The sequence below is a fragment of the Desulfitobacterium sp. genome, from assembly GCF_035539115.1.
Taxonomy (GTDB): domain Bacteria; phylum Bacillota; class Desulfitobacteriia; order Desulfitobacteriales; family Desulfitobacteriaceae; genus Desulfitobacterium_A.
This window is the reverse complement of the sequence record NZ_DATLJA010000020.1, coordinates 22,518-46,948: the sequence shown is the minus strand read 5'-3', so window position 1 is coordinate 46,948 and position 24,431 is coordinate 22,518. Positions and strand designations below refer to the sequence as shown.

The following is a 24,431-nucleotide window of genomic DNA, read 5'->3' as shown; positions in this document are numbered from 1 at the left end:
TTCCCCCTTTGACTTATGAGATGGGTTCCCTATAATGCCTACGCACTAACTCCTTAAAGAATTCCCCTCTTTCTTCATAACTCTTAAACATATCCCAACTTGTACAAGCTGGAGAAAGAAGGACAACATCTCCGGCAACAGCCTCGGCGGTTGCAAGCTTGACCCCTTCCTCGAAACTTCCTGCTCGAACAATTCGGGGGACCCCCACCTCCTTAGCCGCTTGCTCCATTTCATCAGCCGCCATACCTAAAATAACAACGCTTTTCACGCGTTCTTTCACGATTTTCATAAAATCGTGAAAATCGAGACCTTTATTTTTCCCGCCGGCAATCAAGACGATGGGCTGTTCGGCAAAAGCATACAAGGCCTTTTCTGCTGCATCTGGATTTGTTCCTTTAGAATCATTGATATATAAAATTCCATCGAACGTGCCCACAATCTCCTGACGATGTTCGACTCCCTTGAATTGCCGAAGCCCTTCAGCAATTTCCGAAAAACTTAAACCGAGTTCGCGAGCTGCTCCGATCGAAGCCATCACATTTTCTAAGTTATGACTACCGCGGATCTGCAATTCTTTCCGGTCGAGAACCCGCGTAACCTTCCCGTTTTCAGAATAGACAACATCTTCGCCTCGAAGGCTGATTCCTTCCTTCAGGTAAGTCGACGGACTAAAATACAGAACCCTAGCCTTAAGACTTGGACCTAGAGCCCGAACTGCCGGATCATCCCAGTTTAAGATGGCTAAATCTTCTGAGGTCTGATTCTCAAAAATGCGAGCCTTTGCTGCCAAATAATTCTCGATTGTAGCGTGTCGATCCAAATGATCAGGTGTGATATTCAACAGGATCGCTATATTTAACCGCAGCTCGTCTATCAGTTCAAGCTGGAAACTAGAAAGCTCAGCCACGATAATACCCTTCTCGGACAGCTTATCGGCATGTCCACTTAAAGCCACCCCAATATTTCCTGCGACAACAGCGGGTCGTCCCGTTTCCTTGGCTAACTCCCCAATCAAAGTGGTCGTCGTTGTTTTCCCGTTCGTTCCCGTAATTCCCACTTTCTTCGCCGGATTATCCCGCAACGCGAGTTCGACCTCGCTCCACACCGGTACCCCGAGTGCGATTCCTGCTTGGATAAATGGAAGCTTTGGCGAAACCCCCGGTGAAAGCACAATCAGTTCCGCTTGGACTTCTTCCCATTCAGGAATCCGACCCAAAACAAGTTGACTTGGGACAAGGCCTAATTCAGATAACCCCTCTAACTTTCCATAATCCTGCTTATCCGTCAAAATAACGTTCGAGTCCAGCTCCAACAACTTTTTCACAGCCGCCAATCCACTTCGGCCAGCACCTACAACTAAAACTTTTTTATTTTTTAAATTCACACGGATCACCTTCTATAAATTTCTTCTCTATTCATTCGATATTGCAAAAGCATCTACTACTCTAAAACCTTAAAAATGACTAAAAGAGACCCAAAAGTGTAGCTTCTCCCCTTCGAGGATAAGTCGACTAGGGCTTGAGTTTCGTACCTCACCTCTAAGCCGAGTCTCCTATATTGCACAGAAGTGAACGATTTCGCGGAGGGGCACTATGCCGCACGATGCTTCCGTGGACGAAAGCCCGTGAAGGGGTTTCGCGCTTTAGCTTAGCGGCGCCAGTTGACTTGGCCAAACAAGTGCGTAAGCCTTACCACGGCTTACGGGCCTGATGTCGCGGGTGCAACCTTCGGGCGAACAGTTCACTGGACTGTTCGGAATGCACAGGAGGACGCACATGCAGAAAGCAGAAGGGTTTGGCAGAGCTCCCACGGAAGCGAATGTGCCAGCCCAGGAGCGGTTAAGTACGTGAGTCTCCGATGGAGACTCACGCCCGAAGGTCCGGATGGGCGAGAAGCTACACCACCCAGAATCGTCCTCTGATAGTGCTGCTTAGTGGCATGAATATCTACCCTAAAGAAGGTAAAAACGAAATAATCCCAAGCAATCCAAAAATAAGCGCCGCAGTCCAAAACGTCAGAACAACTTTCCGTTCATTCCATCCTGACAGTTCAAAATGATGGTGAATGGGACTCATCTTGAAAATCCGTTTTCCTGTCGTCTTGAAAGAGATCACTTGAATAATAACTGAAAAGGCCTCAATAACATAAACTCCCCCCAGAAGCAGAAGTACGAGTTCCGTCTTCGTAAGGACAGCTAAACCAACCAAAGCTCCACCCAAAGCCAAAGAGCCGGTATCTCCCATGAAAACCCGTGCCGGATACTTATTAAACCTCAGGAATCCAAGACAGCCACCCGCTAAAGATGCCGCAAACACGGCTAAATCTGACTCATACGCCAATATGGCGACTCCTCCACCTTGAGTTGCCCCAAGCAAAGCAATCAGCATATAACTAAGCGAAGTGATAAACGTAGTCCCAGCAGCCAAACCATCTAACCCATCTGTTAGATTCACGGCATTCGTAATTCCCACAATGATGAAAGCCACGAAGGGATAATAAAACCATCCTGACTCAAGATGAACAGACGTGAACGGAATGACAAGATCGGTTCCACGGCCCAGTAAACGCACAGCCACCCAGGTCAGGATAAGGGCTAAGACAAGCTGGCCGATTAATTTTTGATAAGCTCTCAAACCCAACGAACGATGCATCACAACCTTAATAAAATCATCAATAAATCCAATGAGTCCAAAACCTAGCATCGCCCCTACAACAGTAACCATCTCTAAAGAAGTGGGTTGTTCTGCACTCAATAACGCTGCCGCCACAATCCCCACCAAGAAAATGATTCCGCCCATGGTTGGGGTTCCCGCCTTTTTCAAGTGACTCCGGGGTCCATCCTCCCGGATGTTCTGCCCAAACTTAAGGGTGTGTAATAAAGGGATCAGAAAGGGGCCCAGAATCAAACTAATGATAATCGCTATTCCCCCGGCCATGAGTAAACGTTCTGACATGAATCGATTCCTTCCTTTTCTCCGAACTCAAACTTCTTAGGACTCGAGTTTTCTATTACCGATTTTACTACATTTTAGGTGGATTAGGATATCTGTAGAGCCTCTGTAATCTTTTCCATTTTCATTCCTCGAGAAGCCTTAATCAGAACCCAGGTTTCATCCCCAAGTGAGTTGAGCAGCATTTTTGCTTGGGAAATCGCTCTATCTCGATCCGGACAGACATGCACTCTAACTTGCGGCATACCAGATTCCAAGGCCCCTCGGGCAATCTCTTCAGCTAAGCACCCAACGGTAATGAGTTCCGTGATTCCGAGCTGGGCAACAGATTGACCGACAGCATAATGCCCACTAGCACTCGCTTCCCCAAGTTCGTACATTTCACCCAAAATAGCCAGCGTAGCCTGACTTGATCTTTCACTCAAAACCTTGAGCGAGGCCTGCATTGAAGTTGGGTTGGCATTGTAAACATCGCTGAGAAGCCTACTTTCGCGGATACCCGGATGTAATTCCAGACGCATTTTCGAAAGCTCCAGCTCCGCTAGGCCGCGGCAACCCTCCTCCATTGAGATTCCATAAATTTCTCCGACCGCCAGAGCGGAGAGAGCATCTAAAACATTGTGTTCACCGGGCAAAGGGAGATCCGCAAAACCATGCTCTGACTGAGTTACAATCTCGAACTGGGTTCCCAAGGTTCCCGTTGGCACGAGATTCATCCCTTGAAGATTCGGCTGATGGTACTTCCCCTCAATGCCATAATATATCTGAAGATGTGGATCTGTTTCTGCCATCTTGACGCTCCAGAAATCCTCGCCATTGAGAACTGCCGTTCCCTCGACTGGGAGCGCTTCGATCAACTCCCACTTAGCCTTCGCAATATTCTCCTGGGAGCCAAGAAGTTCCATATGGGTAGTCCCAATATTCGTAATTACACCCGTATCGGGTCGAACGAAATCGCAAAGTGCCCGTATCTGTCCCAACCCACGCATACCCATTTCAACCACGAGAATTTCCGTAGTCGCTGGTGCATTGAGTAACGTCATCGGCACGCCGAATTCGTTATTTTGATTTTCCTTATTCTTATGCACTTGGTATTTTTGGGCGAGGACGGCCGCAACCATATCTTTAGTTGTCGTCTTGCCATTACTCCCCGTAATCCCAACAACCTTAGCCCCTAATTCCTGGCGCCATACTTTGGCTAATTCCTGCATAGCGTTTAGACCGGATTCCACGAGGATGAACGCCTTGCCTTCAGGCACATGCAAATTCGGCTGTTCCTTCATCCTGGCTTTTTCCGCGATTACGAGATTAGCTCCGTTTTCCCAAGCGACTTCGATATAATCATGTCCGTCTACTTTCTCTCCCACGAGTGCAAAGAAAGCTTCCCCTCCTCGCGTTTGCCGGCTATCGATGACACATCCGAAAACCGGAACTTGCGGATCTCCGTTACATTCCGTCTTTAAAATTTCGGCAATACGTTTACTTTTCCACATAGCCAAGCCCCCTTAAGGCTTCTTTGGCTACTTCCCGATCATCAAAAGGAAACGTTTCTTTTCCAATGATCTGATAGTCTTCATGCCCTTTGCCAGCAATTAACACAGTGTCTCCAGGTTTGGCAATTCGACAGGCCGCCATGATGGCCTCCCGGCGATTAACCATGACCGTATATTCCACTCCAGATATTCCAACCAGAATATCCTTAATGATCTGCTCAGGTTCTTCGGTTCGTGGATTATCTGAAGTCACGATCACGAAATCACTCAACCGTGCAGAAATTTCGCCCATTTTCGGCCGTTTCCCCTTATCTCGGTCACCCCCACACCCGAAGACCGTGATCAACTGGCCTTGGGTAAATTCGCGAGCCGTCTTTAATACGTTTTCCAGCCCATCCGGAGTATGCGCGTAATCAACAATAACCGGGAACGGCTGCCCCTTACGCACACTTTCAAACCGGCCGGGTACACCCTGGACTTCCGCCAAGGCATCGGCCGCAAGCTGGGGATCACATCCTCGTTCTATTGCCCAGGTAAATGCTGCAAGCGCATTGTAAACGCTAAACATGCCTGGAGTTGAATAATGAACCTCTTGTAACTTGCCTTGAAAACGCACGGTCATCTGAATTCCATGTGCTGACAATTGAATATTTTCAGCCCTATAATCCAACTCTTTAGCCCGAACCCCATACGTTATTGTCGGAGCAGCTGAAACTTCGCAAAGAGTTTTGGCGGCGGGATCGTCCCCGTTGATAATCCCAATCTTCGGTTGTTTAGGACCTTTTAATTCCTTAAAAAGACGAGCCTTCGCCTGTAAATACCCCTCCATAGTCTTATGATAATCTAAGTGATCTTGTGTTAGATTCGTGAAAATTCCGGCGTCAAATTCGCATCCCTGAACACGCCCTAAATCCAAAGCGTGAGAAGAAACTTCCATCACTGCTAAATCGGCGTCCTCGCCAACCATCGTCGCTAGTAGCTTTTGTAAATCAATCGCTTCTGGCGTAGTCCGGCTGCCCGGAATTTTTCTTCCCGCGACCCGTGCCCCGAGCGTACCAATAAGGCCCACTTTTTTCCCTTGCCTTTTCATAATTTGTTCCACAAGATAGGTAATCGTCGTTTTCCCATTCGTTCCCGTTACTCCGACCATTTCTAACTTACTGCTCGGATGATCATACAGGTTTGCGGCAATTTTCCCAAGTACATCGCGAACATGTTCAACCTGAATCTGGGGGACCTCAAACGGTAACAAGCGCTCTACTAAAAGCGCTGCAGCTCCTTTTTCGATAACCTGAGCTGCGAAATCATGCCCATCCACATTCGCTCCCGGAACGCATGCATAAAGATCCCCCGACTGGACCTGTCGGGAATCCATCGTCATTCCGTGAATCTCTACTTTAATATCTCCAGAGGAAGCCAGTACCTTAATTTCATCAAGAATATTCGCAAGTTTTTTACTCACCATTGGCACCCTCATCACACCTTTCTATTCTAGTATAGACAGTTCAAATTCCGAGCAGACTTCGATCTATTTTATTTTCACAGCCCCTAAGCTATATTTGTTCGCTATAGATGCCTGGTAAACCCCATTACAGTATAATTCTCATGATACAAACTGAAAACCCTTAAGCGTTACTTTTGATCCAAGTTGAGAGCTCAAAGATTCGTTGGAGTGGCGTTAAGCAAGCGTAGACTCCGAAGCGAGTAAGGGCCGCGCACTTGGCCATGGAGGGCCTGATGCCGCGATCGTAAGGATGCGAAGGAGCGGCGAGCTTGCGACGGAACAGGACGTTCCTAGTGTCGTGTGTGCCATGGAAACAAGTGCGACTGACCGGCCAAGGTCAATCGGGCTAAACACACGACCAGAAAGCAGAAGGGTTTGCCCCGGCGCAAGGAGGCAAGCGAAGTAGCCAACGAAGACACCAGAGTGAGAGCCTGTAGTGAAAGCATCACTATAGGCATCTCTTTAGGTATTTCTATCCGCATTTATGGCTTCAGCGGCGTCCGCCCCTGCATCGCCTTAATCGCTTCAAAATCCTCATCCTGATCTTCCCACCATTGCCCCATCGTAGGAGTACCAGCCTCGTTCCCTAAATAGAGAAGCACAGTTGAACCCGCTTCGACCTTGGCATCAGCAGTTGGAACTTGATCTAATATATTTTGCCCTTGTCCCTCTGTCATGACCTTAAACCCGGCTTGGGTCAATACTTTTTGCGCCTCTCCAAGAGGCAAACCCAGAACGGAAGGAATGGTCGCTGCCTTTTTTATTGGCGGAAATTCTAGACCTGGCATCGGCTTACTCGGCGTCAAGGGAGCATTAAGATCAGGTTTGACCCCTAAATACTTCAAAGAATCCAGCATCACTGCTTGCACAGGTGGCCCAGCCACGGCACCTCCAAAAAAAGGCACCCCGTCGATCACCGCAAGAATAGCTAATTTAGGGTTATTTGCCGGAGCAAAGCTTACAAAAGAGGCAACATAATCCCCTTGAATATACGCTCCATTCACCACTTTTTGGGCGGTCCCGGTTTTTCCGGCAACTCGATAACCGGGCAAGAATGCTCGACGTCCGGTCCCATTCGTTACTACTGCTTCGAGAAGTTCACGTTCAATTTTCGAGGTGTCTTCGCTGATCACGCGACGAACTTCCTGTTTTTCAAACGGCTCTACGACATTAGCACTCGGCCCCACAATTTCTTTGACGAGTTGTGGTTTCATTAACACTCCACCATTCGCAACAGCCGAAACTGCAGTCAGCAGTTGAATCGCCGTAACATTGTTGGTTTGCCCAATGGACATAGTCGCAAGATCCAAGGCCGTTGCCTTCTTCTTATTGGCCAAAATCCCGACCGCTTCACCGGACATCTCTATCCCTGTCTTTTGGCCAAAACCAAAAGCAGTCAAATATTTATAAAACTTATCCATACCCAGGCGTTGCCCCATTTCAATAAAACCGGGGTTACACGAGTTCTCGGCAACTTGCATAAAGGTCTGATCACCATGACCTCCGGCCTTCCAGCACCGTACATTCTTGCCCAGTACCGTATAGAAGCCAGGATCGAAAAAGTGCTCCGTCGGGCTTATTTTCTTCTCTTCCAAGGCCGCCGCCAGTGTAATAACTTTGAAGGTTGAACCTGGTTCATAGCCGTTTTGAATCGCAATATTTCGTCGCGCACTGGCATCAAATTCCTGATATTTATTCGGATCGAAGGTCGGCGCGGTTGCCAAGGCCAACATTTCTCCAGTGTTCGGGTCCATCACCAGAATTGAAGCACTTTTAGGAACTTGACCATTCATATTCGCTCCTTGACCCGACATAAGCTTTTGAAGTTCTCGTTCCGCAAAGGCTTGAATATTTTTATCGATCGTTAAGCGAATCGTGTTCCCTTGTTTAGGCTCTAAATACATCTGCTGGGCTTCGGGTAAAGGGATTCCATTCGCTGCGAATTCAGATAAAACGGCCCCCGGCATTCCTTTCATTTGGGCATCCCTTGTCAACTCTATTCCTTCAAGCCCTTGATTGTCAATCCCCGCAAACCCAATAATATGAGAGGCTAGCGTACCATTGGGATAGTAACGCTGACTATCTTCGGTTACGCCAATTCCAGGTAAATCCATGTCTCTGATTTGGGCTGTCACTTCCGGAGTCACCTTTTTTTTGATATATTCTAAGGCTGAACGTTTCGTAATCCGATCCTGAACCTCCGTAACCGGCATTTGGAGAAGCTTGGAAAGCTTTTGGGCGATCTCGGCCACTTTTCCGGAGGCTCTCACTTCTGCCGGTAAAGCATAAACCGTCTCAGTGCTCACACTCATTGCGAGCACATTCCCATTTCGATCTTCGATATTGCCACGCTTCGGTGCCACGGGAACGCCTCGAAAATGCGTATCTTCCGCCTTTTGTGAGAGCTGCATGCCTTGGGCCAACTGCACATAACCTAACCGGATAATAAGCACAACCAAGAAAGCGCTAACGCATAAAAAAAGAAAGGCGATTCGTTTACGCATGACAACATAAGGACTCACCGTCCCCACCCCCCTATTTTCTCGGGGCGTCACCGTACTTCAAACCGCCTTTTTTAGCGCTGAGTAGAAGCAAAAAAGCTTGTAAATTTTTGAGAAATTTGCTTCAAGACTGAAGGTTGTTCCGTTACTGGCTGCGAGGCAGTTTGAGTCGGCACGGTACCCGTTTGGCTCTTGGCGACAGGTAATGTTCCAGCCATATATACTGTACCCGCGGGTTTTTCCATCCCCATCGCGAGGGCCTCACTCTCAATTCGGTTCACCGAACGCAACTTATCTACTTTAACCTGGAGTAGGTCATTGTTTGACTTGAGAGAGGTAATTTCTTTCTCCACGACTCGAATTTGTGCACCTTTAACGACCGTCAGGTTAATCGTTTCCACGGCGAGAGCCGCTGCCACGGAAACGGTCAGACCCAAGACCAGAACACTCTTCCAATGAGAGGGTTTGCTCTTTCGAGAGATAGCTTGCTTTTTCGGGCGGGGTAATTCATCTAAGGGCTGCTGCCATTCCAATTTTCCCTGCGCTACTACCAAAGGTATTCTTCCTCCTTTCGCTTTAGACCGCTAAAGTTTTTCGGCAATTCTGAGTTTCGCACTTCTCGAACGAGGATTCTCCTCGATTTCTTCTGCTGAGGGTAAAATCGGTTTTCGTGTGATAACTTTGGCTACAGGTTTAGCCCCACACAGACAAACCGGAAAATTTGGCGGGCAAGTACAACGTCCTCGCCAGGAATTCATTTTTTCTTTGACAATTCGGTCTTCCAGGGAGTGAAAGGTAATCACCCCAACTCGGCCACCCGGAGCTAAACAAGCAATGACTTGATCAAGTGCTCTTGCCAAAACCCCAAGCTCATCATTCACCGCAATTCGTAAGGCTTGAAAGGTCCGCTTCGCGGGATGAGGTCCTTCTCTCCGGGCAGCGGCCGGAATAGCGTTTTTGATAATCTCCACCAGTTCTCTGGTGGTTATGATTTCCTTCTGATCTCTAGCCTTAACGATAAACTCAGCTATTCGTTTTGACCACTTTTCTTCCCCATATTTCCAGAGGGCCTCGGCGAGCTGTCCAGCACTCCATTCATTGACAAGTCGTTTAGCTGTCCAGGGGTTTTGGGGATTCATCCTCATATCGAGCTCGGCATCCTGCATATAACTAAAACCTCGTTCCGCTTCATCCAATTGCGGAGAAGAAACACCTAAATCGAAATATATGCCTTGCACCGGTAAAAGCCGGAGAGATTCTAAACTCGCCTGCAGTTGTTCAAAATTTTGCTTGACTAAAATCAAACGATTATCATTGTGAAAGTCTTCCTGGGCGCTAGCAATCGCTTTCGGATCCTGATCAAAGCCAATCACTTTTCCTTCTGCTGACATCTTTGATAACAATAAGCGTGTATGCCCTGCTCCGCCCAACGTACAATCGACGTAAACTCCAGAGGGGTCCTTAAAAATCCCTTCAACTGTTTCCTTGAGTAAAACGGTGACATGTTGAAATTCCAAGACCTTCGTCCCCTTCTTTAAATTCCTAGGTTAACCAAGGACTCTGCCGCAGTAGTGTAAGCATCCTCGGCCTGCTGGCTATAGTCTGTCCAAAGCGCTTGACTCCAAATCTCAACTCGGGACGAGACCCCAACGAGAACCACATCTTTTTCCAATTGGGCATATTCGCGCAGATTCGCGGGTAGCAGAATTCTTCCCTGCTTATCCACTTCACATTCGGTCGCCCCGGAAAAAAAGAATCGGACAAAAGCCCTGACATCAGGCTGGGTAAAAGGTAAATCATGAAGTTTCTGTTCAAGGGCTTGCCACTCCTCAGCAGGGTAAATGAATAGACAGTGATCTAAGCCTTTGGTGGCGATAAATTTCTCGCCCAAGGCTTCGCGGAATTTAGCCGGAACAATCAGTCGGCCTTTCCCATCAATTGTATGGAGGTATTCCCCCATGAACATACTGTCACCCCACAATGATAACTTTTTGCCCCACTTTGCTCCACTTTAACCCACTATTTCTCCATTCAGAGGAATTCTCCTGCAAACTTGTTTTATTTTTTCATAAAAAATTAAGATTTAGGAAGAAAGTCCTAGTCCCAAGAGTACACTCGATCCCTCTCCTAGCAGATTTTCTTTAGAATTCTTAAATCAAAGTGTATCTATAATCATGAACGTGAATTTATAACAAAACTGACACCGCTTGAAAAGCGATGCCAGTTTGCTTAAATTAAAGATATTATATGATAGGCTTTTAAATAATGTCTGTTAAATGGGGTTCAGTTCACTTCTCCAAATTCTTCAATTTTACGGTAAAGATTTCTGACACTAATTCCAAGTAGCCTAGCAGCCTGAGTCCGATTTCCATTTACTTTTCTCAAGATTTGTAAAATATACGCCCGCTCCACATCAGCAAGGGTTGGAGTAGGAATACTTTGCTTCTCCTTTTCACCGATTCTTATCTCCTCTGTAATATTCTCTTCTCTTAGATCACCGTTCTCTTTCCATGGCTTTAAATCACGTTTCCGAGTCAGAACCTGCTCTGGCCAAAAATCTTCCGGATGAATCTCGAAACCCTCAGCGAGAATCATCGCCCGTTCGATTAAATGGGCCAGCTCTCTAACATTTCCCGGGAAATCATAATGGAGGAGGGCCTGTTTTCCCTCTTCTGAGAGCAAAACGCCTTGACTTAACTCCCTTTTTCGATTGGAGTCTAAAAAATACTGGGCTAACGGAATAATATCATCCTTCCGTTCTCTTAATGGAGGCAAGCTCAGGGTCAGCCCATTTAAACGATAAAAGAGATCCTGTCGAAAACGTCCTTGTTCTGCTTCCTGTTTAAGATCACGATTCGTTGCAGTGATAATTCGCACCTGCACCCGGCGTAATCGAGTATCCCCAACTCTACGGAATTCTCCAGTTTCTAAAAAACGCAAGAGCTTAATTTGGAGAGAAAAAGGCATTTCCCCGATTTCATCAAGGAAAAGGGTTCCCCGATCAGCCATCTCGACTAACCCCAGTTTAGTTGCGTTTGCCCCAGTAAAAGCTCCTTTTTCATACCCAAAAAGTTCGCTTTCCATTAACGCTTCCGGAATCGCCCCGGAATTCAAAGGAATATAAGCCCGGGCACTTCGTGGGCTCCAAACATGCAAAGCACGAGCGAATAATTCCTTGCCAGTACCGCTCTCTCCCTGAATCAAAACTGGAGTATCCGCCTGTGCCATTTTTCGGGTCAATTCCTTCAAAGAACGGAGCAATTCACTTTCACCGATTATCTGAGGCTCATGATTCTGCCGATTGACCACTTGCCTTAAACCCGTATTTTCGATCATCAGTTTGCGCTGTTCTAAAGCCTTCTGGATTGTGATTTCCAACTCAGACAGATTACAAGGCTTCATGAGATAATCGTAAGCCCCTGTTTTCATAGCCTCAATAGCTGATTCCACGGTTCCGTGCCCAGTGAGCATTACCACTTGTAGGTCTGGCTGGCGCTGCTTTATTTGAGGGAGAAGTAAAAGTCCATCCCCATCGGGTAACCGTAGATCGAGCAAAACAACATCAAAAAAGCTTTCTTGGAGTAAAGCCATTCCTTCCTGAGCCGTGCCTGCTTCCAGAACTTCATATCCACGACGGCTCAGTCGTTGAACAATAATCTCTCGGAAACCTTCTTCATCATCAAGAATTAGAACCTTATAATGATACTTCATTGATCAAATCACTTCCTTGTGTGGCAGAATAATGGACACAGTAGTCCCTTTCCCTTTTTCACTTTCTATGTTCAAATGTCCCTGCATTCGCTGAATCATTCCATAACTCACGAAAAGTCCTAAACCTGTTCCCCGACCTGCTGGCTTCGTTGTAAAAAACGGATCAAACACCCTCGACAAATCTTGGCTGGAAATTCCCTCGCCATAGTCTCGAACTACTACTTTGATCTGTTGACCCTCTTGATAAGCGTGGATTTCTATGGTCTTCCCTTCCTCTGAGGCATCCATTGCATTGGTTAAAATATTAAGCAGAACTTGTTGCCATTCATTTTCATTACCCAAAAACCATAAAGCCGGTTCAATCTCTTTCTTTAAGGTTAACCCTTTCTGCTTCGCACGATGGGCTACCAAATCTACGATTTGTTGAATCGCGTTTCCTGCATCCATTAGGTCATTGCCTTCCCTGCCCCGACGAGCGAAATGAAGGAGCCGCCCCGTAATTTGCTTGCAACGTTCGATTTGCACAGTTACAATCTTCAAGATCCTTTGGATCTCCGAATTGCCCGGCGGATTACCCTGTTCTTGCATCCGGTCAAGTAAGTCCTCGCTATGCGCAGAAACAATGGCTAAGGGGTTATTGATTTCGTGGGCTATACCCGAAGCTAAAAAACCCACCGTAGCCATCTTTTCTGTCTCAATCACCCGTGCCTCCATCTCTACTTGCTGAGTAACATCTTCAAGGAGCAGAAGATAGGCGGCATTTTCAGAATTTCCAGGGGTGAGCCCATAATACATTTGACGAATGTAACGACGTTCTCCATTCACATCAAAAGGGAGGACCTTCCCATTCTCCAGGAATAAACAGTCCCTTCCTTCTCCGTTGAGAATAGTTTCGCAGGATACATATCGCAGATCTTCCGTACCAAACCAATCAGCAAAAATGGAATTCCACCAGAGGATTTGCTTTTTATTATCGACTAATATCATCCCGGCTCCAATTCCGTTTACCACCGTCTTGAGAAGTTCCCGCTCTTCTTTTAGGTTTTCATTTTTTTCATTGATTTGACGCAACAATCGATTGAAAGCAATGACCAAATTTCCAATCTCATCATTGCTTTCCCTCGGAATTTCAGCCAAGAGATTTTCTGTCGAAATGACTTGGCGTACTCCTTCCTCGAAATGTTCAATCGGTTGAGTAAGTTTCAACCCGAAATAAACACTGATTAACGAAACAACAAGGATTCCAAATAAAATAATTCCCAATACCCGTATAGAAAACTGTTGAACCGGGCTATACGCTTCACTCACCGGTTGCTCAATAAATACGCCCCAATTTGGGATTCCTACCGGTGCATACGTGCCAATAACTCGAACCCCTTCTGGATTTTGGTACTCACTCCCTTGATGCGTAGGAGAATTTCCAGCTAAAAAATTCTGAACCGCAAGATTGTTTTGGACATTTTCCTGTACGAGGACCCGGCTAAAGTCCGTATGTCCAATCAAATTTCCTTTTTCATCTGTTAAGTAGACATAACCCGCTTGCCCAATCTGCAAATTTGTAAACTTTGTGACAAGGCTTTTAAGATCCGCCCGAGCTTGCAGGTATCCAAGGCTTTGTCGTGTTTGAGGATCTTGAATGCTCACAGTAAGATAAACTTGGGGACGACTATCCGGAGACGTAAAAAATACTTCGCTTAATGAAAAACCAGGTTCGAAGCGAACCGGAAAATAGTTAATTTTTTTATGCTCCTCCGGTAGAATAACTTTCCTACGTGAAACCTGACCCAATACACGATAGTCCGAATCGGAGATTTCTAAGCTCTCGAAATACGGAACTTCACGGAGTAAAGTTCCTAAAACGACATCTCGTTTACTCGAGTCTTGACCCACTAAAGTATACGCATTGGTTGAGGTGACATGAATTAGACTATCCACCATATTGGAGATAAAATCATCAATTCGGCCTGAAAGCACATGAGCCCGTTCGTAATTTTGCTCTTGGATGTTGGTTTGTAAGTAAGCGCGTGACGCATTAAAGCTTATCATTCCAAAAATTGTAAGTGGAAGAATCGACATTAAGATACCAAAAAAAAGGACTCGAGCCTTAATTCTCATCCACCAGGGAGAGCGTTCTTGGGTCATGGTTGAATCACCTGATCCGCAAAACTCAAAACACTAGGAGAAGGATTAACCCCAAGTTTTTGAGCTTGATTTAAGTTCACGGAGAAGATAAGGCGGTCGGGTGTTTCGACTGGAATGTCTTTGGGAGAATACCCCCGCAAGATTTTACTCACAATATGTGCGGACTGAACCCCTTGTTCCCGATTAGACGTACCATAAGATGCAAGACAGCCTTCTTCGGTATCAAGGGGGTATACTCCAAAAACCGGGATCTTGTTGGGAGTAGCTAGATTGACAATTTCCCGGGTACTCGTCTCTAAGAAAAAACCAGGAAGTAAAATTATCGCCTCGGTTCCGTCCTTTTGTATACTCTCAAAGGCTTGCTGTATTTCTCCGGAATTAGCAACGGTATACGTATGCACCGATAGCCCAAAAGCTTGGGCAACCGTATTTAGTTCCTTTTGAGTTTGGGCAAATACGGGGACTCGAGTATCTCCGAGCACAGCCACCTGTTTTACTTCTGGCAATAGACGATGCAAAAGTTCCAAGCGCTTTGGCGTCAATTCAAAATGAAAGTTATTGAGTCCTGTTAAGGTCCCCCCGGGTTTGGATAGGTCTTGAACTAAGCCAATATCTACAGGCGAAAGCGTACCCATGAAAACAACGGGGATCTGAACCTTATTCTTCATCGTAAGATCCCTAAGGGTCTGGGCTTCCACGGCCCCAGCTGCCACGAGCACATCCGGCTTTTCTTGCACAAGCTGATAGCCGAGATCATTCATCCGATTAAGATCATTTTTTGCATTTTCAACCTGATAGTTAAGCTGCACACCTTCGGAATATCCTAACTGTTCGAGCTCCGACTTTAAGCCTTCTACTTTCGTAAGTCGTAGATCATTGGCAACCAAAATTCCGATCTTTCGGAGGGCAACTTGCTGTGAAGGCTTACTTATTAAAAAACGAGCTAAAACAATAAGCATCATAATTATGACCACAGCTACAACCCCAGCAACAACCCCAGTTCTTTTCATCTGCACACCTCCCTCATCTTCGGTTTTCTCTTCACCTACCAGTGTAGCATTAATAGGTGCATCGTCAAAAGGGGCATTCACATGCCCCTCTTCATCATCGAATGACCGACCAGAGTACCTAACTATTTAATTTCCACTTTTTCTTATTCTAACCTCAATTCCTGTATCTTTACTTTACCACGGCTTTATTTCCAATGTTAAATTCTAAAGTCGAAGGGGCTGAAGTTTTTGGCAATCCGTAGATGGGAAGGAATCGGAAAGCAAGGAAGAGGATTGTGATCTCTGCTAAAGCGAAGAGTCCAATCATGAGCAAATGCTTAGGATCGGCCGTATAGGGATTCAGCGTATCCGCACTCAACGGAAGTTGTTGTCCTCCGATTACAAAATTAACCCGCATGGCAATGACCCCAATCAACGTCAATAAGGAACCCAAGGAAATCCAACCTAGAGATTTTTTTGTCTTCGGAAGAAAGGTAAGGATAAACGGCACCAATAAACCCAAACCAATCTCAACGCCTAAAAACATCGTTTTGTGACTACCGTATAAGAAGAGTTGTGCTGCTGCATGACCAGCTGCATTAGCATAGTAGAGAACGATAAAGTCAATAACCATAAGCGTACCATCGACCACGATAAACCACTTCATGAGCTGAGCAATGTCAAAAATTAATGCTTTACGTTCCGGAGTAAGGCTTTTTTCCGGAGAGTAGAAACGTTGAGTTATAAGTAATACTAAAATCAATAAACCGGTTCCGGATACCATGGCTGACATCAAGAAAATCAGTGGCATGAGCCCCGTATGCCAAAGAGCACGGGCTTGAATATTCGCAAGGATAAACCCAGTATACCCATGAACGAGGAGGGCTAAGGGCACCCCAAGCGTCCCCAATCTTTTAATCCATTTGTCATCCTTGGCTAAGGCTTGCTCGGAGAGGTCAGTTTTTCCAAAGGTTAAGAGAGCATAAAGTTTTTGCCGGAAACCCGTTAACGTTTGGGTTCCTTGAGCAAAATCCCGGCGCATCATGAACCAAAGATAGATTACGCTATTCAGGGGATATAACGTGAGTAGGAACGTTCCATAAGAGATCGCCGAACGCGGGTTTAGGCGGTAAAACAAGGTGTAGAAGCGTTGGGGTTGCTCTAGATCTCCAATCAAATGCAGCGGAGCAATTGCCAACAAGGCAACAGCCATAACCACGCCTGCCTTCGCAATTGATTTATATTTTTTTATTCCGAATACGGTTCCTAAACTAGAGAGTACGAAGGCTCCGGCACTTAGGCCCGTGTAGAAAAAATAGATCGCGATCATCACACCGAGTTGAACGGGATGTTCAACATTAGCGATATACGTAACATTATCCACCTTAATCCTCCCCTTTCTCTAGGTTCGTATAACGCGCACCCATAATATCCTGATCTGCTCCAATATAGAAAACCATCGGTTCTGTATTCATTTCCGGTTTCAAGACTTGAACTGGATTATTCGCCACAAGTTTAGCCACGAGACTCTTTGGGTTATTTAAATCACCAAACACGCGTGCTCCGCCTACGCAGGTAGTCACACACGCTGGAAGTAGACCCTCCTGAACCCGGTGATAGCAGAAGGTACATTTCTCTGCTGTTTTCCGGACCGGGTTAATAAACCGTGCATCGTAAGGGCAAGCAGCCATACAATACTTACAGCCAATACAATGATCATAATCGATTAAAATCGTACCATCTTCAGCCCGATAGGTGGCTTGCACCGGACAGGCTGCTAAACAAGGGGCATTGTCACAGTGGTTGCATAAACGAGGTAAACGGTAACGGGTTACCTCAGGATAGGTTCCCTTTTCGATTTCCTTAACCCAGGTCCGAAAGACGCCCTCCGGAACTTGATTTTCAATCTTACAGGAAACGGTACACGCATTACACCCGACACACTTACGCAAATCAATAACCATCGCGTAACGTTTCTTTTTCTCAGCCACTTATGCCACTCCTTTCAAATTTTTCATTAAAGAATCTGATCTCTTCCTGGCACAGTTCTAAGGCCAGTTGAGCGAAGTAAGGATAATATCGAGAAACTTCCAATTTTAGAAGCTCTGCCGTGAACTGGGGTAGCCACTCCAGTAAATGATTTTCAAGAACTCTCTGTTGCAATTGGCGTATACCAGAAATCTCTTGTCCAGCATTTGTCGCTTTATTTTCCATTCGACAAAGGTAAGCCATGAAGGAGAGCTCTAGCCCGAGGTGATCGGGGATCTTGGTCTCCTTGAGCGGTTCAAAAATATTCAAGGCGCCCGGATTAAATCCCACCCTCTCATAAAGATCGGAGAGTTGATGTGCTGGACTTCCCCAATGTGATCCGTACTTTATCTTCTTACCTTTGGAGCGCTCCGCTCCCCGGATTGCTGATTCAAAAGGGGGTAGAAAACGACCAGAGACGGGAACAAAGAAGAGATCATAATATTCTTGCGTCAAGCAAAGAAGCTCCGGATCATGGGTCTGAATCCTATTGAGAATCCCTGCAAGTTCAAGAAGCTCTCCAGTCGTGCCTGATTCTGTCCAAGCCTTGAGAACTTGAATAACCTGAGGTGATGGCTCTTTTAAAAAGATTCCTGCCAAAAGCTCATATCCTCTTGCTCGGTCGATTGCATTTTCATCCATTCTGAACATTTAATTAGCCCCCTCCAAATCCTCTAAAGCTTGATAATCCGAGCTTTAATCGTATTACGATCAGTGGATCCCCCGATGAGATCAACCAGAGGATGTGCAGTCTTCATGCTGATATCTCTCAGGGCCAAAAGATTAAGCAGAACGCCTTTACCCCCCTTGGGATCTGCAGAAATTACTTTTCCATCCACGGTATAGGATTTAGCCCCTGCACCCCAATGTCCATAGCCGTATTCCACTGCAATTGAACCTTGGCGTACGCCGCGACGGACCTTAACCGTACCCTCTGCCTCACCTGACGGGGTAACAAGTTTAACTTTATCTCCACTCTGAATTCCCAATTTTGTCGCATCCTCTAGGTTTAGTTCAATAAAATTTGTATCCTGCATATCTTTGAGGACAGGGACATTTGACAGGTAACCTCCCGTTCGATAACGTGGTTTATAAGAAATCACTTGAAACGGCCAATCTGTATCCGGATAAACCTGATTAATAGTTCGTCCATCGGCAAAGGCCGGAGCTTGCCAAGTTGCAGTGCCAGGTAGGAGCTCACCCGTCATACTGTTACGGATGGTCCCTAATGTCTCATTATAAATGTTAACGACTTTGGCGAATTTATTATGAAGAACTTCCCCATCATAATTCTTGTCATAATCCTCAAACCGTCCACCTCGTGCAAGTAGGTAATAGACTTTTTTCCACTCTTCCAGAGTGAGTGACGATTGATAAGGTTTTAAATCCTCTTCGAGGTCGGCTAATTTCAGTTCGTCAACCTCGATATCCGGCACAGGAGTTTCATCAAACGCAATATTAGCCATTGCCTTTAAAAAGAAATCCGCCGCTGAATTCATTGGAGTTGCTTCCCCTTGAGCATTCGGAATCGCTTTATCCCCAACGCCAGGTAAATTAAGACGTTTTCCAACCTCAATAAGATAAGATTCCAGGGAATAGGGCTGTCCACTCTTTGTCTTTGGAACGAGAGGATCAATCACCGGGCGACGGGCACCAGTCACTTTTGTAAGAATCAAATTCCAAACAGGTGGTACTCCCCAGCTTTCATAAAACGTCGTATCAGGAATAATATAGTCGGAGTATTGACTCGAATCACCCATCATGACATCTACTCCGATGATAAGCGGAACATTTTTGGGATCTTTAATATAGTCCTCAACCTCCTTACGAAAAAGGCCGGGAGTTGCATAGAGTGGATTTGTCATCCAGAGCATAAGAATTTTAGCGGAATAGGGATAGCCCGCCATCATCGACGGAATGACATGTCCTTCCAACGCATCAGATAGCGGAGTCCAGGGAAGAGTGGCCGGGTATGGATTTTCTCCTTTGGCTTTACGTGCTTTAAATTCTGGAGTGTCCTCGTAATTCGCACCCTCGCGACTAATTTTGAATCCCTTGGCTTTTACCATGCCCGGAACAGTGAGGAGATCATAACGTTTCCCTTTATCGACCGCAAGATAACCGCCGCCGCTCTTCGTCGACCCACCTTTTCGGTTGATGTTTCCAACGAGAGCATTGAGCATGATAACCGCCATAGAACTGTAAAAACCATTCGTGTGCATTGAAACACCACCATGATGATCCGTTGCTGCCTTCGTACCGTGGCTAAAGAACTCTTTCGCAAGCTTAAAGATTCGCTCTTTGCTTAGACCGCAAGCTTCAGCATATTGCTCAAAAGTAAATCGATTGGCTTCCTCGAGAAGAAGCTGAAGGGAGCTCTTAACAAGAACCTCCTGCCCCCCAATCGTTAACTTTCCACTGTAAAGTAGGACGCCTTCATCGCTCTCAGCGTAATTTTCTGGATTACCTGTTGCTTTATCGATGGCTACATAGTTGATATTGGGTTGAGTATTTGCGGCAGGTTGATTATTCTCAGGCATCTTTAAACCGATCTGCTCGGCACGTAGAAACTTTCCAAAATCCGGATGATTAGGTTCTTGTATGACGAGATAGGTTGCATTAGTCCAGGAAGGATTTTTCTTCTTCGTTGCTGCCTCTTTACTCGGAATAGATAGATAAACCTCATTGATTTTCTTTTTCTCAAACGCCCATCGGATCATCGCCATTGCCAGTGCCCCATCGGCGCCCGGGCGAACCGGTACCCAGGATGATTCTTCCGCATCGGGTGAAGTATACATCCCATTTTGCAGAACAGGATCTACAATAACTGCTCTCATACCCCGTTCTGACTGAGCGAGAGCAGATTTTCGGGCCATCGGCTGGAATGGAATACCCGCCTGACCCGGTGCATTTCCAAAGAACATTACAAATTCAGAGCTCATGTAATCAGCTTTCATATGGGGCTTCTTGTCCCATGTATCGAGAAACGCCAAGAAGGCTATCCGGCGGCTGGCGCCGCAAATTCCACCGTGACCGAAGAAGTTCGGTGTGCCAAAACATTGGGTAATGAAACGTTTGGGGAATTCCGTCCGTCCATCATCCCGCCCACCAATAAAGACAAGTTGATTAGCCTTCGGTCCCCATCCGGGTTGCTCCGGATTAAGTGGGGTATTTTGGTCATGGATCTGACGAAAACCTTCAATGATTCCGTTTTCCCCGATTTCTTTAAATAATTCGCCACCTTCTACCGTTTCCTGAATAGCCTGTTCCCACGTAATAGGTTTCCATTTTCCTTCACCGCGTTGACCTGTACGTTTCAACGGGGTGAGTATACGGTTCGGATCATAAACCATTTGATAGGCTGCATTTCCTCGTTGACAAACGGTTGCTCTCTGAGTATGTCCTAACTCTTGGTATTGCCCTAAACTCAGATAGGACTCCTTAAGGGAAGTTGTGTAAGGAAGATGAGGTTCTGCATTACTCGGATGGTAGGGGTTTCCTAAGACCCGTAGAATTTTGCCCGTCTTCTTATTGACTTTGACCCGGTTCCCGCAATTGCTCCAGCAACCTAAGCAGACACTATTTTTTAGGATGATATCAGGATTAAGTGTTAAATTTCCCGTCTTTGGGTCAATCTTCATTTCTACCGGTATAGCCTCATGGTCATAGGGCGTGGGATTTGCAATCATCTCATCGGCAAGTACGTCGGGGAGTATGTTTTCCATCCCTAAACCAATAGCAGTAAATGTACCTACGGTGGCTACGGATTTTAGAAATTCGCGCCTTTTCATGTTATAATCTCCTTTCTCGTGGGACCTGTTTCAATCTGGGAATTTTCTAGCAAAAATTAGATCGAATTTTGTTTGTGATTAATCATCCAATCCTTTTAAATGCAAAATCCATGCCACTTAATTGTTCCTCCGAATAATATGAATTTACCCGAAAGCTACACATCACCCCGCCCAAATTACTCCCTCTGCATGACAAAAAGTCACTATTTTTCCATGCCCAAAAGGCACACTGACAAAATGTCAGTGTGCCTTTTGGAAAAGTTGCTTTACTCAAAATTTATTTTTATATCATCGTCTCTCTAATTTTCCTTACCCCGCTGCGAGTGCTACATAACGATAAATAACTAGCGCAGTTAAAATCCACATCATCCAGTGAATTTCCTTCACTTTACCTGTTGTCAGTTTTAAGAAGGTGTAAAAGACAATACCAGCAGAAACACCGTTAGCAATACTATAGGTAAACGGCATCATGATGATGGTCAAAAATGCCGGAAGAGATTCTGTAATGTCATCAAAGTTGATTTCCTTGATCCCGCTCATCATGATAAGTCCAACTGTAATCAAGGCTGGTGCCGTCGCAGCATCCGGAATAATGATAAAAATTGGGGCAAAGACGAGTGCCAGAAGGAAGAGTGAGCCGGTCGTCACAGAGGTTAAACCCGTACGACCCCCTTCGCCAATCCCCGCAGCACTTTCTACAAAGGAAGTTATCGTAGAGGTTCCCATCAAAGCTCCGAAACTAATTCCCAAAGCGTCCACTAACATGGCTTTCCCAATCGCCGGAGAATTTCCGTTTTCATCGATCAACCCGGCCTTTTTTCCGGTTCCAACCAAGGTTCCAAAGGTATCAAATAACTCAACAAACGTAAATGTCAAAATCAAGGTACCAATACCTGTTGTAAACGCTCCTTTTAAATCGAGAGCACCAACGGCCAGGTTACTAAAATTAGGCAAAGCCCAATGAAAACTGGCAATATTCGTTGCTTTTAATGGAATTCCAATCAGAGTTGTGAGGATAATCCCGTATAATAACGCACCCTTTACTTTTCTCGCCATTAGGAAGGCGATGATCGCTAAACCGATTAAAGCGGTTAACGTATCCGGTGCTAAGATGTTTCCAAATTTTAAATCCCAGTCCCAGAAGTGTAAGCTGTTCACAAAGCCATTCTGTGCTGTGAGGGTCTTAATGACATCCGGGCTGGTATGTACTTCAGCAACCAAGATGTGTGATAATTTTAAACCAATAATCGTGATAAATAAGCCAATACCTACGGTAATACCGGACTTAATGCCCGCAGGGACAGCTTCAACTAAAATCTGACGAATTTTCGTAACGGTTAAAATAACAAAAATAATTCCTGAGATAAAAACGGCGGCTAAAGCAATCTGCCAAGAAAATTGCCCACCGTGAGCCGAAGCTACGACTGCAAAGTATGCATTCAAGCCCATACCTGGCGCTAAGGCAATCGGGAAATTAACAAATAGCCCCATGGCTATCGTCACAAGACCAGCCGCTACTGCCGTTGCAAAAAATACGGCGTTCGGATCCATTCCCGTTTGAGATAAGATACTTGGATTGACAGCCAAAATGTAGGCCATCGTCATGAACGTCGTCAGTCCCGCCATGATCTCAGTGCGGACATTCGTATGGCGTTCGGAGAGATGAAATAATCGTTCTAACACTCAGAGTTCCCCTTTCAGATTTTTTCTCTTTTGTTATTCGAAGGTTAACGTGGATATTGTACACCAAATCCGAATGTTTATCTAGATATTTTTTCTAACGTTCACACTATTTTTTAGCTTTTTGTTTGGAAAAATCCTTCCGATGATTACTAAGCGAGATGTAAAGGCTTGCCTAGAATCCCGTGAGCCGCCTCCATTACCGCTTCCGGTAAAGTCGGGTGCGCATGAATGGTGTAAACGAGATCCTCAGCATTCAGCCCTTTTTTCACGGCCAATACGAGTTCCTCAATCATACTACTGGCCTGAGGGCCCATGATACTCGCACCCAATACCGTTCCTTGTTCATCCGCTAAAATTTTGACTATGCCGACCGTCTCCCCTAGCGCTATCGCTTTCCCATTAGCACTAAATGGGAACTTACTTGCTTTATATTTCCTTCCTGAGGCTTTCAGCGCTTGCTCCGTTTGACCCACCGTAGCGATTTCCGGATAAGTAAAAATGGCACTCGGGACGGCATCATAGTCGGCCTCTGCGGGTTGCCCAGCGATATTTTCTGCGGCGACGATGCCCTGCATTGAGGCGACATGAGCCAGCATGATTCCGCCCGTCACATCACCAATCGCGTAAACATTAGGGAGGGAGGTTTGCATTTTCTGATTGACGACAATTGCCCTTCGCTCAGTTTGCAGCCCTAAACTTTCACTATCTATCCCTCGCAAATTCGCTTTACGGCCTGTCGCAACCAGGACCTTATCGGCGAGGATTTCCTTTTGCCCTTTAGCATCTTCGACTACAACCATAAGCTGAGATCCGTCCTGACGGATTTCTTTAAGTGCTGTTTTTGTCATGATTTCCATGCCTGACTTCTTTAGAAGCGGAGTCATCCTCTTCGGGATTTCTTCATCGATATTAGCAAGTAAGGAGGGCAGCATTTCCACAACCGTGACTTTGACGCCGAATTCCTGATAAATCGAGGCAAATTCCAGGCCGATAACCCCTCCGCCGATAATCACTAAACGCTCAGGCAGCTCTGTCATCTCAAGAATTTCATCACTCGAGAGGACACCAGGTAAATCCACCCCTGGGATTGGCAAACGAGCAGGCACTGATCCTGTCGCCACTACGAGATTCTCCACTTCATAGCTCTCCGGTCCAGATTCTGTTTCCACTTCGATCTTCCCTGCTTCGCGGACTTGTCCCCACCCCTTAACATATGTAATCTTTGCCGCCTTAATCAGGTGCTCGACTCCGCCAACTAAAGTATCCACAACCTGATCCTTGCGCGCCATGACTTTTGAGAAATCGAAACTGGCATTGCCAACCTGAATTCCAAAATTCCCGGCATGCTGAATTTCTCGCCAAAGTTCGGCACTTTTTACCAACGCTTTCGTTGGGATACAGCCCTTATTAAGGCAGGTTCCGCCAATTCGTTCACCTTCAACTAAGACCACAGATAACCCCAATTGTGCTGCACGCAGCGCACATACATACCCTCCAGGGCCTCCACCTAAAATTCCAATTTGGTACTGCATGACCCAAACCCTCCTGTTCTATCTAACGGTTCACTTCGTCATAATCCTCACAATTCATACACATTTGAGATTTTCCCTGCTTATAGCTTGCTCGAAAAACAAACTT

17 protein-coding genes are annotated in these 24,431 nt (G+C 45.9%); all 17 read right to left on the bottom strand.

What is annotated here, in order from left to right:
• Window positions 1-13 precede the first annotated feature (13 nt).
• Window positions 14-1,384, bottom strand: a complete 1,371-nt coding sequence (murD, locus tag VM640_RS03525) for a UDP-N-acetylmuramoyl-L-alanine--D-glutamate ligase (protein WP_325389983.1) — start codon at window positions 1,382-1,384, stop codon at window positions 14-16.
• A 562-nt stretch (window positions 1,385-1,946) separates the two neighbouring features.
• Window positions 1,947-2,954: a phospho-N-acetylmuramoyl-pentapeptide-transferase gene (gene mraY / locus VM640_RS03520; RefSeq protein WP_325389981.1), complete on the bottom strand. Its 1,008-nt coding sequence runs from the start codon at window positions 2,952-2,954 to the stop codon at window positions 1,947-1,949.
• Between the two features lie 83 nt (window positions 2,955-3,037).
• Window positions 3,038-4,444 carry a UDP-N-acetylmuramoyl-tripeptide--D-alanyl-D-alanine ligase gene (locus VM640_RS03515; RefSeq protein WP_325389979.1) on the bottom strand — a complete coding sequence of 469 codons (1,407 nt, stop codon included), beginning with the start codon at window positions 4,442-4,444 and terminating at the stop codon, window positions 3,038-3,040.
• Window positions 4,431-5,921: a UDP-N-acetylmuramoyl-L-alanyl-D-glutamate--2,6-diaminopimelate ligase gene (locus VM640_RS03510; RefSeq protein WP_325390059.1), complete on the bottom strand. Its 1,491-nt coding sequence runs from the start codon at window positions 5,919-5,921 to the stop codon at window positions 4,431-4,433. The genes VM640_RS03515 and VM640_RS03510 overlap by 14 nt, the downstream gene beginning before the upstream one ends.
• A 509-nt stretch (window positions 5,922-6,430) precedes the next feature.
• Complete coding sequence (locus tag VM640_RS03505) at window positions 6,431-8,470, bottom strand: penicillin-binding transpeptidase domain-containing protein (protein ID WP_325389977.1); 2,040 nt, start codon at window positions 8,468-8,470, stop codon at window positions 6,431-6,433.
• 53 nt (window positions 8,471-8,523) lie between these two features.
• Window positions 8,524-9,003 carry a septum formation initiator gene (locus VM640_RS03500; RefSeq protein WP_325389975.1) on the bottom strand — a complete coding sequence of 160 codons (480 nt, stop codon included), beginning with the start codon at window positions 9,001-9,003 and terminating at the stop codon, window positions 8,524-8,526.
• Between the two features lie 30 nt (window positions 9,004-9,033).
• Window positions 9,034-9,966 carry a 16S rRNA (cytosine(1402)-N(4))-methyltransferase RsmH gene (gene rsmH, locus VM640_RS03495; RefSeq protein WP_325389973.1) on the bottom strand — a complete coding sequence of 311 codons (933 nt, stop codon included), beginning with the start codon at window positions 9,964-9,966 and terminating at the stop codon, window positions 9,034-9,036.
• Window positions 9,967-9,983: 17 nt separating this feature from the next.
• Window positions 9,984-10,415: a division/cell wall cluster transcriptional repressor MraZ gene (mraZ, locus tag VM640_RS03490; protein WP_325389971.1), complete on the bottom strand. Its 432-nt coding sequence runs from the start codon at window positions 10,413-10,415 to the stop codon at window positions 9,984-9,986.
• 317 nt (window positions 10,416-10,732) lie between these two features.
• Window positions 10,733-12,160, bottom strand: coding sequence for a sigma-54-dependent transcriptional regulator (locus tag VM640_RS03485; protein WP_325389969.1), 1,428 nt, complete (start codon window positions 12,158-12,160; stop codon window positions 10,733-10,735).
• Between the two features lie 3 nt (window positions 12,161-12,163).
• On the bottom strand, window positions 12,164-14,302 hold the full coding sequence (locus VM640_RS03480; RefSeq protein ID WP_325389967.1) for an ATP-binding protein: 2,139 nt from the start codon (window positions 14,300-14,302) through the stop codon (window positions 12,164-12,166).
• Complete coding sequence (locus tag VM640_RS03475) at window positions 14,299-15,312, bottom strand: ABC transporter substrate-binding protein (RefSeq protein WP_325389965.1); 1,014 nt, start codon at window positions 15,310-15,312, stop codon at window positions 14,299-14,301. Before VM640_RS03475 ends, VM640_RS03480 begins: the two co-directional genes overlap by 4 nt.
• A gap of 169 nt (window positions 15,313-15,481) precedes the next feature.
• Complete coding sequence (nrfD, locus tag VM640_RS03470) at window positions 15,482-16,675, bottom strand: NrfD/PsrC family molybdoenzyme membrane anchor subunit (protein WP_325389963.1); 1,194 nt, start codon at window positions 16,673-16,675, stop codon at window positions 15,482-15,484.
• 1 nt (window position 16,676) lies between these two features.
• Window positions 16,677-17,282 carry a sulfate reduction electron transfer complex DsrMKJOP subunit DsrO gene (gene dsrO / locus VM640_RS03465; RefSeq protein ID WP_325389961.1) on the bottom strand — a complete coding sequence of 202 codons (606 nt, stop codon included), beginning with the start codon at window positions 17,280-17,282 and terminating at the stop codon, window positions 16,677-16,679.
• Window positions 17,275-17,970, bottom strand: a complete 696-nt coding sequence (locus VM640_RS03460; protein WP_325389959.1) for a TorD/DmsD family molecular chaperone — start codon at window positions 17,968-17,970, stop codon at window positions 17,275-17,277. Before VM640_RS03460 ends, dsrO begins: the two co-directional genes overlap by 8 nt.
• Window positions 17,971-17,993: 23 nt before the next feature.
• On the bottom strand, window positions 17,994-21,110 hold the full coding sequence (locus VM640_RS03455; RefSeq protein ID WP_325389957.1) for a molybdopterin dinucleotide binding domain-containing protein: 3,117 nt from the start codon (window positions 21,108-21,110) through the stop codon (window positions 17,994-17,996).
• Between the two features lie 309 nt (window positions 21,111-21,419).
• Complete coding sequence (locus VM640_RS03450) at window positions 21,420-22,793, bottom strand: NCS2 family permease (protein ID WP_325389955.1); 1,374 nt, start codon at window positions 22,791-22,793, stop codon at window positions 21,420-21,422.
• A 149-nt stretch (window positions 22,794-22,942) separates the two neighbouring features.
• Window positions 22,943-24,325 (bottom strand): dihydrolipoyl dehydrogenase, encoded by a 1,383-nt coding sequence (lpdA, locus tag VM640_RS03445; protein WP_325389953.1) that lies wholly within the window; start codon window positions 24,323-24,325, stop codon window positions 22,943-22,945.
• Between the last annotated feature and the right edge of the window lie 106 nt (window positions 24,326-24,431).

Coding starts and splice junctions, on each gene's coding strand:
- mraZ (WP_325389971.1), bottom strand. CDS start 10,415: ATGTTCATGGGGGAATACCTCCATACAATTGATGGGAAAGGCCGACTG.
- VM640_RS03485 (WP_325389969.1), bottom strand. CDS start 12,160: ATGAAGTATCATTATAAGGTTCTAATTCTTGATGATGAAGAAGGTTTC.
- VM640_RS03455 (WP_325389957.1), bottom strand. CDS start 21,110: ATGAAAAGGCGCGAATTTCTAAAATCCGTAGCCACCGTAGGTACATTT.
- VM640_RS03475 (WP_325389965.1), bottom strand. CDS start 15,312: ATGAAAAGAACTGGGGTTGTTGCTGGGGTTGTAGCTGTGGTCATAATT.
- VM640_RS03510 (WP_325390059.1), bottom strand. CDS start 5,921: ATGAGGGTGCCAATGGTGAGTAAAAAACTTGCGAATATTCTTGATGAA.
- VM640_RS03480 (WP_325389967.1), bottom strand. CDS start 14,302: ATGACCCAAGAACGCTCTCCCTGGTGGATGAGAATTAAGGCTCGAGTC.
- mraY (WP_325389981.1), bottom strand. CDS start 2,954: ATGTCAGAACGTTTACTCATGGCCGGGGGAATAGCGATTATCATTAGT.
- lpdA (WP_325389953.1), bottom strand. CDS start 24,325: ATGCAGTACCAAATTGGAATTTTAGGTGGAGGCCCTGGAGGGTATGTA.
- VM640_RS03515 (WP_325389979.1), bottom strand. CDS start 4,444: ATGTGGAAAAGTAAACGTATTGCCGAAATTTTAAAGACGGAATGTAAC.
- VM640_RS03460 (WP_325389959.1), bottom strand. CDS start 17,970: ATGTTCAGAATGGATGAAAATGCAATCGACCGAGCAAGAGGATATGAG.